The following is a 14200-nucleotide window of genomic DNA, read 5'->3' on the forward strand; positions in this document are numbered from 1 at the left end:
GAGCATCCTCAATAAAGGAATAATAAGCTGAATCGATTTTTCATTCACAAAATGGTCACAACACCGGTACTTATCCGGGGATTTGTTCACCATTTTGGTCATCAACAAAATTGAGTGAAGCCGAGTTCACGCAATAACGCTCCCCTGTTGGTTGCGGGCCATCAGGGAAAACATGCCCCAAATGCGCATCACAATGACCGCAGCGAATTTCGACACGATGCATATTATGAGAATAATCATCGATATAGCGAATAGATTCAGCATCCAAAGGCTGATAGAAACTCGGCCAGCCGCAGCCAGAATCAAACTTCGACTCTGAGATAAAAAGCGGCTGGTGGCAGCATAAGCATTGGTATACCCCTTCGCGCTTGTTGTGCAGTAATTTACCGCTAAAAGGCGCTTCCGTCCCCCGCTGTTGGGTGACATGCCGCTGAATATCGGTCAGTTTCTCAATATTTTCTGTAGGGTTCAGTTCTTTAGCCATTTGTGCGGTTCTCTGGCAGGGAATAAAGTCAACGAAAACAACGTCTAATAATAACAAAAAATTAACAACAAAGCAGTTAAAATTGTCCTAAACTGTATGCCATCGAAGCGGCAACAGTATAAATGTGATAAAAATCGCAAATATTACTGATTCTCACTTTAAACTGAATAATTCGCCCCAATATAAAAATGAGGCTAATCGTCTCTGGAAACGCGTGATTAATGTTCGATCTACCCTGTCCGGTTTGATTTGTAGCAATAATTGACACGATTCCGCTTGACGCTCGGTAAGGTTTTTGTAATTTTACAACCAACCTTTTATTCACTAACAAATAGCTGGTGGAATATATGACTATCAAAGTAGGTATCAACGGTTTCGGCCGTATCGGTCGCATTGTTTTCCGTGCTGCTCAGGAACGTTCTGACATCGAAATCGTTGCAATCAACGATCTGTTGGACGCTGAATACATGGCATACATGCTGAAATACGACTCTACCCACGGTCGTTTCGATGGTACTGTAGAAGTAAAAGACGGCCACCTGGTTGTTAACGGTAAAACCATCCGTGTTACCGCAGAGAGAGATCCGGCTAACCTGAAGTGGAACGAAGTCAACGTTGACGTTGTTGCTGAAGCAACAGGCCTGTTCCTGACAGACGAAACTGCTCGTAAGCACATTGCTGCTGGCGCCAAGAAAGTGGTTCTGACTGGCCCATCAAAAGACGACACCCCGATGTTCGTTATGGGCGTTAACCATAAAGAGTACGCAGGTCAGGAAATCGTTTCTAACGCTTCTTGTACTACTAACTGCCTGGCTCCACTGGCTAAAGTGATCAACGACAAGTTCGGTATCGTTGAAGCGCTGATGACCACTGTACATGCAACTACCGCTACTCAGAAAACTGTTGATGGCCCGTCTCACAAAGACTGGCGCGGCGGCCGCGGCGCATCCCAGAACATCATCCCTTCTTCTACCGGTGCTGCTAAAGCAGTAGGTAAAGTTATCCCAGCACTGAACGGCAAACTGACTGGTATGGCGTTCCGCGTTCCTACTCCTAACGTTTCAGTTGTTGACCTGACTGCGCGTTTGGAAAAACCAGCTTCTTACAAAGAAATCTGTGCTGCTATCAAAGCGGCTTCAGAAGGCGAGCTGAAAGGCGTTCTGGGTTACACCGAAGACGACGTTGTTTCTACCGATTTCAACGGCGAAAAACTGACTTCAGTATTCGATGCTAAAGCCGGTATCGCGCTGAATGACAACTTTGTGAAACTGGTTTCTTGGTACGATAACGAAACTGGCTACTCAAACAAAGTTCTGGACTTGATCTCTCACATCTCCAAATAATGGATTGATGTAGATTTCTGCCAACAGCCACCTCCGGGTGGCTTTTTTATTGCTGATACATAATGCTTCGCCCTCTGTTCATTTCCTCGCTACAAATAAAATTGCGCAATATCAATGATTCACTACTCGATTAACGGCGATTGGCTGCAAGATATAAAGCCTGTGATATTATCGAAAGTCTGAAGTTCAATGGATCCCTAGCCCCTTTGCTCATAAGGCCAAACGAATGAACGAAAAAGTCTTTACCCTACCTATTGTTGAACAAATTTCACCTTATATCAGCCAGCGTCAGTTGGATGAGCTACCCATCGTGGTCGTTTCCCATCCGAAAGTACGTGCTGCCGTCAGCTTGCAAGGTGCTCATTTATTGGCTTTCCAACCGAGTGGTGAGCAACCAATTATTTGGTTAAGTAATAACACACCATTTAAAGACGGTGTCGCTATTCGTGGCGGTGTGCCGATCTGCTGGCCTTGGTTTGGTCCATCAGCGCAACCTTCTCATGGTTTTGCTCGTTTACTACCATGGACGCTCAGCGCCCATGATGAAAATGAGAATGGGGTTATCCTGACCTTCACTCTGGAAGACAGCGATGCATCTCGTCGATTCTGGCCACATCCCTTCACTTTGATTGCCCGCTTCAAACTGGGCGAAGAATGTGAAATGGAGTTAGAATCACACGGTGATTACGAAGCTGTTGCTGCTTTGCATACCTACTTCCAGATTGGCGATATCAACCAGATTAAGATCAGTGGTCTGGGCGAAAAATACCTCGATAAAGTGCTGAAAATTGCTGATGCAACGCAACAAGGTGACTTGGTCTTTAACGGTCAGACCGACCGCATCTATACCCACCCTGAAGCCTACAGCCTGATAAAAGATGCCGCGCTGAAACGTACCATTGAAGTGCATCATCATCATCAAAGTGATGTAGTTGCGTGGAATCCAGGTGCTGAACTGTCCAGCAGCATGGTTGATATGCCAAATGATGGTTATAAAACAATGGTTTGTGTTGAAACTGCGCGGGTGAATAAACCGTTGGTTGCCAAACAAGATGCTCCTGCACGTCTGGCCATGACTATTCGTAGTCGCAAGAACGCCCAATAGCAGCTGATACTGCAGATACTAAAATGGGGCTTTACGCCCCATTTCATATGCTGTGCGCAATATATTAACGGAAGGTATATGTGACCCCAGTCCACAGTACGCCAGTCCAGGATGCATCTACCATTGGGCTATTCTTCACTTCATTCGCCAGGCGAATATAACGGCCAGTAAAGAAAGCATTCCAGTTTGGATTGATATTGTAGTTCGCCGTCAATTCCAGATACGGTGACCAGCTATCACTAGGACTGTACTGGGCTAAACCACTGCGTGTGGACTCCCCACGGCTCACGCCATAGTAATACTTATTCTGATCTTCACTGTTCCAGGCAACACCAGCACCTGGGATCAGCGTCCAGCTATCAACACTGAAACGATAAAGATAAGCCAGATCGCCGACAAAACCGCCGCTGTTATCCAACACGTCACCGGAGAACATTGCGCGCAAAGTCCCCCAATCCTCAATATGAGAATAAGACATCCCTGCCATCAAGGTGCTACGGCGTTTATCCAACTGTTTCATCTGCTGATCGTCACTGTCACCTGGCGTAAAATGCAGTGGCAAATAATAGGCATCAATTGATAAACGATTGTTGTCATCTTTCCATAGGTAATAACCCGCAGCCAGTGTGCGGAAATAGAAATTATCACTTTCATAAGAAACGATAGGCACTGGGTAAACACGGTCATTCTTACCACGATATGGGTCAGGGCTGACTAATGCTGAGGCCCCCAAAGACCATGTTCCTGCCATCGCTGTAGGCATACACACTGCGGTAGCTACAGCCAAGGCTGCCAATGTTTTAACTTGCTTCGTTTTTATGTAATGTTTTTTCACGGAAAGATCCCTCTGGTAACAAAATCATTAGTTAACTTAGTGTAAATCAATTGCTTGTCCGTGGCGAAATCTTTACACACCTACGCCAAAAATGAGTCTCCCCTGCACAATTTATCTCCGATATACAACAAATTGACAACCTAAAAATTTACGTAGATTTGATTACATTAAAATAACAAGATATTCAAATACATAATCTTAATTAATCTTATATAAAACACTGCTAATGAAATAAAAAATAGATTTAATTACCGAATAATGGTTGTTTATTGTACTGGAAGTGGCAAATCTGTCGTTAATGTCAACTTGACCTTTATGAGAGACGCGACCATAACAATAAGGTAGTAGTTTCAAAATTTTAACCCAATAAAGCGCTACTATTATTTTATGTTCCCAACCATTCAAACAGGACGGGCATCTCTATGAACATATTTGATCACTATCGCCAACGCTATGAGGCTGCCAAGGACGAAGAGTTCACACTGCAGGAGTTCCTCACCATCTGCCAGCAAGATCGCAGTGCGTATGCCAATGCGGCTGAACGTCTGCTGATGGCTATTGGTGAACCTGTCATGGTTGATACCGCACTCGAATCCCGTATGTCTCGGCTGTTCTCCAACCGAGTTATCGCCCGTTACCCTGCCTTTGAAGAATTCTATGGAATGGAAGAAGCCATAGAACAGATCGTTTCTTACCTTAAACATGCGGCTCAAGGGTTAGAAGAGAAGAAACAGATCCTGTACTTGCTCGGCCCTGTGGGTGGGGGTAAATCATCACTGGCTGAACGTTTGAAAGCACTGATGCAACGGGTGCCTATCTATATTTTAAGTGCTAATGGTGAGCGCAGCCCGGTCAATGACCACCCATTGTGCTTATTCAACCCGCAGGAAGATGCGGCGATTTTAGCCAAAGAATACAATGTTCCTAGCCGTTATCTCGGCACAATCATGTCGCCGTGGGCGGCCAAACGCCTGCATGAATTTGGCGGTGATATCACCAAATTTAAAGTCATCAAAGTCTGGCCTTCTATTCTTGAGCAGGTTGCGATTGCGAAAACTGAGCCGGGTGATGAAAACAACCAGGATATTTCTGCTCTGGTGGGTAAGGTTGATATCCGTAAACTGGAAAACCATGCCCAAAACGATCCTGATGCTTATGGCTATTCCGGGGCATTGTGCCGCGCGAACCAAGGGATTATGGAGTTCGTCGAGATGTTCAAAGCGCCGATTAAGGTGCTGCATCCCCTGCTGACCGCCACTCAAGAAGGAAACTATAACGGTACCGAGGGGATCTCTGCCCTGCCATTCAGCGGCATTATCCTCGCCCACTCCAACGAATCAGAGTGGGTGACATTTCGTAATAACAAGAACAATGAGGCCTTCCTTGACCGTGTTTATATCGTCAAAGTGCCCTATTGCTTACGGGTGTCAGAAGAGATCAAAATTTATGACAAGCTATTGAATCACAGTGAATTAACTCATGCACCTTGCGCTCCAGGGACGCTGGAAACACTGGCGCGATTCTCCATTCTCTCAAGAATGAAAGAACCGGAAAACTCCAGCATTTACTCCAAAATGCGGGTGTATGACGGTGAAAGCCTGAAAGATACTGATCCGAAAGCCAAGTCTTATCAGGAGTATCGCGACTATGCTGGGGTTGACGAAGGGATGAACGGCCTTTCGACCCGTTTTGCCTTTAAAATCCTGTCACGGGTATTTAACTTTGACCATGCAGAAGTGGCAGCTAACCCGGTGCACCTCTTCTATGTACTGGAACAACAGATTGAACGCGAACAATTCCAGCAGGATGTCGCGGAAAAATACCTCGAGCACCTGAAAGGCTATTTGATCCCAAAATATGCCGAATTTATCGGCAAAGAGATTCAGACAGCCTATCTGGAATCCTATTCTGAGTACGGTCAGAACATTTTCGACCGCTATGTTATTTACGCCGATTTCTGGATTCAGGATCAAGAGTACCGCGATCCTGATACTGGGCAACTGTTTGACCGTGAATCGCTGAATGCTGAACTGGAGAAAATTGAAAAACCTGCGGGTATCAGCAACCCGAAAGACTTCCGTAATGAAATCGTCAACTTTGTGTTGCGCGCCAGAGCCAATAACAATGGCCGCAATCCAAATTGGACCAGCTATGAGAAGTTACGCACGGTTATTGAGAAGAAAATGTTCTCTAACACTGAAGAGTTATTGCCGGTTATCTCCTTTAACGCCAAAACTTCAACAGATGAGCAGAAAAAGCATGATGACTTTGTCGATCGGATGATGGAGAAAGGTTATACCCGTAAGCAGGTTCGTTTACTGTGTGAATGGTACCTACGGGTAAGAAAATCATCATAACCTGTTGTCGGACCACCCTAATATTACAGGTACAGCTTTCGCGTTGTGGCTGTGTTGCAACTAGCACAGCCACAGTGTGAAAGATGCAGGGAATAGAGGCAGGGGGAGTTATGGGCTACTTTATTGACAGACGACTCAACGGCAAGAATAAAAGCATGGTTAACCGCCAGCGCTTTTTGCGCCGCTATAAGTCGCAAATTAAACAATCGATTTCTGATGCCATCAATAAAAGGTCGGTAACTGATATTGAGAGTGGCGAATCGGTGTCGATCCCTATTGACGACATCAATGAACCAATGTTCCATCAGGGCCGTGGTGGCTTACGCCATCGGGTACACCCAGGCAATGATCATTTTATTACTAATGATCGTATAGAGCGCCCGCAAGGTGGTGGAGGTGGCAGCGGTAGTGGTCAAGGGAATGCGGGTCAGGATGGTGAAGGCGAGGACGAGTTTGTCTTTCAGATTTCTAAAGATGAATATCTCGATTTGTTGTTTGAAGACTTGGCGCTGCCTAACCTGAAGAAAAATCAGTATAAACAGCTGACCGAATTTAAAACTCACCGCGCGGGTTATACCTCCAATGGGGTTCCTGCCAATATCAGTGTGGTTCGTTCACTGCAAAACTCACTGGCCCGCCGCACAGCGATGACGGCCAGTAAACGCCGCGAATTGCGCGAATTGGAAGAAACACTTAAAGCATTGGAGAACTCGGAACCGGCACAATTACTGGAAGAAGAGCGTGTACGTAAAGCCATTGCCGAACTGAAACAAAAAATCGCCCGGGTGCCTTTTATTGATACCTTCGATTTACGTTATAAGAACTATGAGCGACGCCCAGAGCCATCAAGTCAGGCAGTGATGTTTTGCTTGATGGACGTGTCAGGTTCTATGGATCAAGCCACCAAAGATATGGCGAAACGGTTTTATATTCTGCTGTATCTGTTCCTGAGCCGAACTTATAAAAATGTGGATGTGGTGTATATCCGCCACCACACACAAGCTAAAGAAGTTGATGAACAAGAATTTTTCTATTCACAAGAAACCGGTGGAACCATTGTTTCCAGTGCACTGAAATTAATGGACGAAGTCGTACAAGAGCGCTATGACCCCGCGCAATGGAATATCTATGCAGCGCAAGCCTCGGATGGCGATAACTGGGCAGATGATTCACCTCTATGTCATGAATTGCTGGCGAAAAAAATTCTTCCCGTGGTGCGTTACTACAGTTACATAGAGATAACCCGCCGCGCCCATCAAACTCTGTGGCGGGAATATGAAGACTTACAGGCAAAATATGAGAACTTTGCCATGCAGCATATTAGGGAGCCCGAAGATATCTATCCGGTATTCCGTGAGTTGTTCCATAGGCAGACTGTTGATAATTAACGCCCAAACTAGCCGGACATCTTTTTCTGCAACAGAAATAGCTTTCCGGCTTTTTAATGCGCTAAAATTTCCACTCCCTGCTTAACTCTTAGAGCTACCCCAATGAAATGGCATGATGGACTGCGACAACCGGGTGTATTGGCGGCATTAACTGCTGCGGTACTGTTTGGTGCGGGAACCCCGCTGGCAAAACAATTGCTGAATACGGTGAGTCCGTGGTTGTTGGCTGGTTTGCTGTATTTGGGATCGGGGGTAGGTTTAGCTCTATATCGGTTGATAACCCGCCCGGCGGCCGTCAACCTACCGCGTAATGAGTTATGGTGGTTTATCGGCGCGATTACCGCGGGGGGGATCATTGCGCCAGTGCTACTGATGATCGGCCTTACCGGGATGCCCGCATCGGGAGCCTCACTGCTACTCAATGCTGAAGGGGTATTCACTGCCCTGCTCGCCTGGTTTGCTTTCAAAGAGAATTTTGACCGCCGCATTGCCTTAGGCATGATGGTGATTGTGGCGGGTGCCGCTATTCTTAGCTGGCCGGGAGAAGCTCGCTTTGCCGGACTGTGGCCGACGCTGGCTATTCTGGGTGCCTGTTTTGCCTGGGGGATTGATAATAATCTGACCCGTAAAGTTTCGCTGACGGACGCCACCTGGATTGCTTCGGTCAAAGGATTGGTGGCGGGTCTGGTGAATCTCGTATTGGCATTTGCTCTCGGCGCAACCTTACCACCACTGACCAATCTGGCTGGTGCCCTGCTGGTGGGATTCTTTGCCTATGGGGTGAGTCTGGCGCTGTTTGTTATTGGTTTGCGCCACCTCGGTACCGCTCGAACCGGCGCTTACTTCTCTATCGCGCCTTTTTTAGGTGCAGCACTGGCGGTAGCGATGGGTGATACAGTTACAATCCCCCTGATCGTGGCCGGACTATTGATGGCAATAGGGATTTGGTTGCATCTGACTGAACAGCATGAGCATCAGCACCACCATGATGACTTACTACACGAGCACCAACATCTCCATGACGAACACCATCAGCATTCACATGATTTCCCCGTCAATGCCGATATCCCCCATAAACATCCTCATCAGCACCAACCGATGGAGCACTCCCATCCCCATTTTCCTGATTCGCACCATCGCCACAAACATTAGTAGTATATAAATTACCACGCTAGCGCCTATTTCATCGAATAAACACCAATCAGGTATTGGTAAACAGAATAATTTGCCCAATTAACATCATTGGCTTGTTATGCCTGACAAATCCCCTAATATAGGAACATTCTTATTCTGGTTGTGTTGCAGAGATGACTGTGCGCTCCTTACTCATTCTGATTTTATCTTTATCATTTATTCCCTTTTGCCAAGCGGTTTATAACCCTAAAGAATATAATATTTGGCATATTCAGGGCGGCGTTCTATACGGAGCCACCCAAACAGAAGATGAGCAGCCGGTGCTTATTAGTATTGCCGGCCCCACAACCCACTGGGCTAATATCGTGATTTCATTGATAGCCAGTGAACCTTGTGACCTTCACAAAACAACCACTGAATTTGCTTTTAATAATGATATGTTGACTGTCGAATATGGCTGTCTAACAACCGCGGGCCATACCGTCATCAGCTATACCCTGCATGATTCCGATAAGGTCAATAAGCTCTACAATCAACTGAAATCGGGCTTTACCATCACACTGGATAAACGCATTAAAGTTTGGGCGGCCAATATTGCGACGCCCATCAATAATGACTAATACTGTGGCATTTTATTGATCGTCAAGTTGACTAAAACGCAGCGTCAAATAATCCAACACACTGCGCACTGAAGGCAATAAGCCACGTCGTGAAGGGAAGACAGCATGGATAATCTCATGGCGCAGTGACCAATCAGGTAGCAGCCGAATTAAATCACCTGTGGCTAATTGCTCCGTCACCATCATGACAGGAAGCTGTACCACTCCGACACCGCTTATCGCCGCGCTGCGTAATGTGGTCATATCTGCGGTCACCAGTCGTGGTTGATGATAGACCGCCGCATGTGCCCCTTCGGGCCCGTCTAACTTCCAGATAAACTCCTGTTGAGGCTGCCCCAGGCCTAGACTTGGCCAGTCAGTTAAATCAGCCGGTACTTTCACCTCCCCAAGGCGAGCAATCAATTCAGGGCTGGCCACCAGACACTGACAGCGGTTGACCAAAACCTTCAATACCAGATCACTGTCTTGTAACGGCGGCGGCCGAACCCGAATCGCAATATCTATAGCTTCAGCAACCGGGTCTACCTGCCGATTGGTCGATTCGAGATGCAGCGTCACCAGAGGGCAACTGGCCATGAAATCTGCCAGCATGGTACTGACCGTGGCCTGCAACAGTGCCACTGGGCAGGTGATGCGCACTACGCCGCGCGGTTCTGCTCGCGTTAACTCTATCGCTTCTTGTGCCGCTTTGGCTTCTTCTAACATCGCTTTACAGTGTTCGTAATAGGTACGCCCGACATCTGTCACGGCAAAGCGGCGGGTCGATCGCTGAATTAATCGCACCCCCAGCCGCTCTTCCAATAAAGCTAACCGCCGGCTCAATTTTGATTTGGGCAAACCCAATACTCTGGCGGCAGCACTGAATCCGCCATGATCTACCACCTCTGCGTAATAATAGAGATCGTTAAGATCCTGCATAACCCGCTTCTCTGTTGCTTATCATTGTTCTAATAATAGAACACTGATAGCCAATTTTGCTATCTACTGCCGAAATTATCCTGAATGTATACTTTATCCAACTTGTGGACAGACGTATTGAATAGTTTGTCTGCTATACCTTATTAAGGCTGTTGTTAGGAGAATACGATGAAGAAAGTTCAAGGTATTTATCGTGCGCCGCGCCAACATTGGGTCGGTGATGGTTTCCCGGTTCGCTCACTCTTTTCATACCAGAGTCATGGCAAACAACTCAGCCCGTTTCTGTTGTTGGACTATGCTGGGCCGATGGATTTCACCCCGACTCAGCATCGTCGTGGTGTCGGGCAACACCCACATCGTGGATTTGAAACAGTGACCATTGTGTATGACGGCGAAGTTGAACATCGTGACTCTACCGGTAAAGGTGGGATTATTGGCCCCGGCGATGTGCAGTGGATGACTGCTGGTGGCGGTATTCTGCATGAGGAATTCCATTCCGATGCTTTCGCAAAACGTGGCGGGGCTTTTGAAATGGTGCAGTTGTGGGTTAATTTACCGGCAAAAGATAAAATGACCGCACCCGGTTATCAGGCCATTCGCAGTGAAAGCATTCCTCAGGTCGCATTACCTGACGGTGCGGGTAATCTGCGCATTATTGCGGGTGATTATGCCGAGAAAAATGGCCCAGCCAATACTTTCTCGCCGCTGAATGTCTGGGATATCCGGTTAAATCAAGGGAAAAGCACTGAGTTTATCCTGCCAGATGGCTGGAACACGGCACTGATTGTATTGCGCGGTACTGTGCAAGTTAATGGCGATGCTATTGCACGCGACGCAGAAATGGTGCTGTTGGACTCTACCGGCAGCAATGTCACTATTGAGGCTAATAGTGATGCAGTGCTGTTGTTACTCAGTGGTGAGCCAATTGATGAGCCCATTATCGGTTACGGGCCATTTGTGATGAACACGCAGGCGCAAATAGTCGAGGCTATCACTGATTTTAATAGTGGCCGCTTTGGTTCGATGGATAATCACGCATAACCTCTAAACGACCCGCCATTGCCTGATATCGCTATTATCAGGCAATGGCATTGAGCTTATTATCAAGCCCAAATATCAGCCAGCCCGATACTCACCGCAAATCCCCTCTTTCCCTCCCCGGTTATCGACTAAACTTAATGTTATATCTTGTACAAAAAATAGCATCAGTATCAATAAAACGGCGGTATCCTGTTCCATGGGGCGCTTTAATTCACATTTTGAATATTTGTCATTAATCTTATTCTATTTATAAACAAATGGTGATATTGCAATAGCTACGGTGATAATTTCACTCGAGTAACAACAAGACTGCCAAGGGATTATTTTTCATAGGAATTAATCATGAAAGACAAAAAAACAGTAGAATGGCAGAAAAAAGGGCAGTCTGAGTACGACGAGAACACGGCTTTATTAAGCGCATTAGATCATTCATTGGCGATTATTGAGTTTGATCTTTCCAGCCGCATTATTGAAGTTAATCAGAACTATCTTGATTATTTTGGCTATCAGCGTGATGAAGTCATTGGCCAGCATCATCTGATGTTTTGCCATCCCGGTTATGCCAGTAGTGAAGAGTATCAAAAAATCAAAAAATGCCTGCTGGCTGGGCAATCGCTGGAAGGACGCTTTGAGCGTTTACATAAAGACGGTTCAACGGTTTGGCTAGCGGCCACCTATCAACCGGTACCCGGCCCTGGCGGTTCGGTGACACGCATGGTGAAAATCGCCAAAGACATTACCTTTCTAATTGAACAGCAAAAGGCTACCCAAGAGTGGGTGCAGCTTTTAACGCAATTAACCGACCGCAGCGACAGCGCAATGTTTATTGCCGCCAATACCGAGCACGGACAACAAGCCGTTTATATTAATCAGGGATTTACGAAACTGTTTGGCTATACCCCAGAACAGGCTCTGGGGCAAAATATGGTCGATCTACTGCAAAGTGCGCATCCTGAACAGCTCTCGCCAGTCAATGACCCGTCACCTGACACCAGCCAACGACTCCTGCCGAAAGAGCTTTTTTACAGTAAAGATCGGCAACCCCATTGGTGCTCAGCAGTGATAAACTCACTGATTAATGAGCAAGGCGAGCAGAGTTACAGTATTGGGGTGCTAACTGATATCACCCTGACAAAAATGTATGAAGTGTTGCAATATAAAGTGCTGGAGGCCTTGGTTCGAGAGCGTCCGATTGAAGAAGTAATGTCATTGCTTTGTCATGAAGTTGAGCGAATTGCCCCTGAAGTGACCGTCAGCATTTTGCAAAGTATCGGGCAGAATCACCTTTCTCATCTTGCTGGCCCTAGTCTGCCAGTTACTTATACGTCCGCCCTCACCTGTGTGCCCATCGACCCATTCTCCGGTTCCTGCGGAACAGCCGCATTTCGCAAAGAATCCGTTGAAGTACAAGATGTCGCCACTGATTCGTTGTGGCAGGAGTACCGTCATCTGATATTACCGCATGGCTTACTGGCTTGCTGGTCAACACCGATTCTCTCCAGCCAAGGACAAGTGCTGGGTACATTCGCTTTTTATTATAAACAGAAACGAAAACCCAGTGATTTTCATCGCCAGTTGGTCAAATTGATTGCCAATTTATGTTCTCTTGCCCTGGAGAGAGAACTCTCACGCAAACAAATTCAACATTTGGCTTTTTATGATTCATTGACCGGGCTGCCCAATCGTACTCAGTTTTTGGTGTATGCCAAACAAGCCATCGTTCTGGCTGCTGAAATGAATCATCCACTGGCTGTGTTGGTGATTAATCTGGATCGGTTTAAACAAGTGAATGACTCACTTGGTCATGCCGCTGGCGATGAATTACTCGCTACGATGTCCCAGCGGTTGCGCGACAGTTTGCCTAAAAATGACATTATTGGCCGCCTGTCTGGCGATGAATTCATCATTATTCTAACCTCATGCACCATGCAACAAACCACGTTAAGAGTAGAAAAAATGCTCAGTTTGTTGTCTCAGCCCTGCCAAATTGCCAACATGAATATTATTCCGTCGGCCAGTGTAGGCATCAGTTTGTATCCTGAAAATGGTATGGAAATGGACACTCTGATGAACCATGCCGATATCGCGATGCATAAAGCGAAGAATATGGGGCGTGGGCATTTCAATTTCTTCAGTACAGAAATGAATGATCTCAATCAACAGCGCCAGGAGATGGAAGATGCGCTACGTCATGCATTTCATATCGGCTCCCTGGAGCTATTTTATCAGCCACAAGTGATGCTGAAAGATGGCCATCTGTATGGTGTTGAAGCCCTGAGCCGTTGGAAGCATCCAATATTGGGAAATATCCCCCCACAACGTTTTATTCCGCTTGCCGAAGAATGTGGTCTTATCAATGAACTGGCCCTATGGACGATTGAAACGGCATGTCGTCAATTGGCCGATTGGCGTTTGCGGGGCATTGATGTGCCATCGGTGTCAGTAAATTTATCGCCAACTAATTTCCATAACCTAGGCTTACCGGACATGATTCTACATATCTTGCGCAGTTATCATTTACCGCCGCAGGATCTGACACTGGAAATTACCGAAGACATATTGATTGAGAATAATCCGACAATATTCTCGACGATCGAAAAAATTCAACGTCTGGGAGTTCGGCTATCCATGGATGACTTTGGTACCGGTTATTCTAGCCTCAGTTACCTACGCCGCCTGGATCTCGATGAAATCAAGCTGGATAAAAGCTTTGTACATGACCTTGAAAATGATGAAACAAGCCGAACCCTAAGTGAAGCGGTGATACGCATTGGCGAGAGTTTGCAACTGTCGGTGATCGTCGAAGGGGTAGAGAATGAAGCCCAGCGCACCTTATTGAGCCGGCAAGGCTACCTGATAGGTCAGGGATTTCTATTTTCTGAAGCGCTACCCGCTATCAAACTGGAAAAATGGTTAGAGCATCGTCTGACAAGTTAGCCGATGAATAACAAGAGATATATAACGAGTTGTAGTAA

Annotated in this window: 11 protein-coding genes; 8 read left to right on the forward strand and 3 right to left on the reverse strand. The window is 46.5% G+C overall.

Annotated features, from left to right (window positions below; genetic code table 11):
- Nucleotides 1-70 precede the first annotated feature (70 nt).
- Entirely contained in the window at nt 71-484 is a 414-nt protein-coding gene (gene msrB, locus ACF3VQ_RS11280; protein WP_050075523.1) for a peptide-methionine (R)-S-oxide reductase MsrB, read from the reverse strand.
- Nucleotides 485-831: 347 nt separating this feature from the next.
- Here msrB and gapA point away from each other — a divergent pair, with 347 nt between their 5' ends.
- Both gapA and ACF3VQ_RS11290 read left to right on the forward strand, forming a co-directional pair.
- Nucleotides 832-1827, forward strand: coding sequence for a glyceraldehyde-3-phosphate dehydrogenase (gapA, locus tag ACF3VQ_RS11285; RefSeq protein WP_032819960.1), 996 nt, complete (start codon nt 832-834; stop codon nt 1825-1827).
- A gap of 226 nt (nt 1828-2053) precedes the next feature.
- Nucleotides 2054-2932, forward strand: a complete 879-nt coding sequence (locus ACF3VQ_RS11290) for a D-hexose-6-phosphate mutarotase (protein WP_392430859.1) — start codon at nt 2054-2056, stop codon at nt 2930-2932.
- A 64-nt stretch (nt 2933-2996) separates the two neighbouring features.
- Here the strand turns inward: ACF3VQ_RS11290 and ACF3VQ_RS11295 are convergent, their stop codons facing one another.
- Nucleotides 2997-3767: a MipA/OmpV family protein gene (locus ACF3VQ_RS11295; RefSeq protein ID WP_392430861.1), complete on the reverse strand. Its 771-nt coding sequence runs from the start codon at nt 3765-3767 to the stop codon at nt 2997-2999.
- Nucleotides 3768-4189: 422 nt separating this feature from the next.
- Between ACF3VQ_RS11295 and yeaG the strand changes: the two genes are divergently transcribed.
- The 4 genes from yeaG (at nt 4190) to ACF3VQ_RS11315 (ending at nt 9266) form a co-directional block, all read left to right on the forward strand.
- On the forward strand, nt 4190-6124 hold the full coding sequence (gene yeaG, locus ACF3VQ_RS11300; RefSeq protein WP_019079537.1) for a protein kinase YeaG: 1935 nt from the start codon (nt 4190-4192) through the stop codon (nt 6122-6124).
- Between the two features lie 110 nt (nt 6125-6234).
- Nucleotides 6235-7512 (forward strand): YeaH/YhbH family protein, encoded by a 1278-nt coding sequence (locus tag ACF3VQ_RS11305; protein ID WP_026017852.1) that lies wholly within the window; start codon nt 6235-6237, stop codon nt 7510-7512.
- Nucleotides 7513-7614: 102 nt separating this feature from the next.
- A complete protein-coding gene (locus tag ACF3VQ_RS11310) occupies nt 7615-8664 on the forward strand; it encodes an EamA family transporter (protein WP_392430866.1) in 1050 nt (349 codons plus the stop codon).
- Between the two features lie 155 nt (nt 8665-8819).
- Entirely contained in the window at nt 8820-9266 is a 447-nt protein-coding gene (locus ACF3VQ_RS11315) for a hypothetical protein (RefSeq protein ID WP_392430868.1), read from the forward strand.
- A gap of 12 nt (nt 9267-9278) precedes the next feature.
- Here the strand turns inward: ACF3VQ_RS11315 and ACF3VQ_RS11320 are convergent, their stop codons facing one another.
- Complete coding sequence (locus ACF3VQ_RS11320) at nt 9279-10184, reverse strand: LysR family transcriptional regulator (RefSeq protein WP_392430871.1); 906 nt, start codon at nt 10182-10184, stop codon at nt 9279-9281.
- A 168-nt stretch (nt 10185-10352) separates the two neighbouring features.
- Here ACF3VQ_RS11320 and ACF3VQ_RS11325 point away from each other — a divergent pair, with 168 nt between their 5' ends.
- Nucleotides 10353-11225 (forward strand): pirin family protein, encoded by an 873-nt coding sequence (locus ACF3VQ_RS11325; RefSeq protein ID WP_392430873.1) that lies wholly within the window; start codon nt 10353-10355, stop codon nt 11223-11225.
- 342 nt (nt 11226-11567) lie between these two features.
- Nucleotides 11568-14162: an EAL domain-containing protein gene (locus ACF3VQ_RS11330; protein WP_392430876.1), complete on the forward strand. Its 2595-nt coding sequence runs from the start codon at nt 11568-11570 to the stop codon at nt 14160-14162.
- Nucleotides 14163-14200: the final 38 nt, after the last annotated feature.

Origin of the sequence: Yersinia fenwicki, assembly GCF_043099325.1 — a bacterium.
In the GTDB taxonomy this organism is placed as follows: Bacteria; Pseudomonadota; Gammaproteobacteria; order Enterobacterales; family Enterobacteriaceae; genus Yersinia.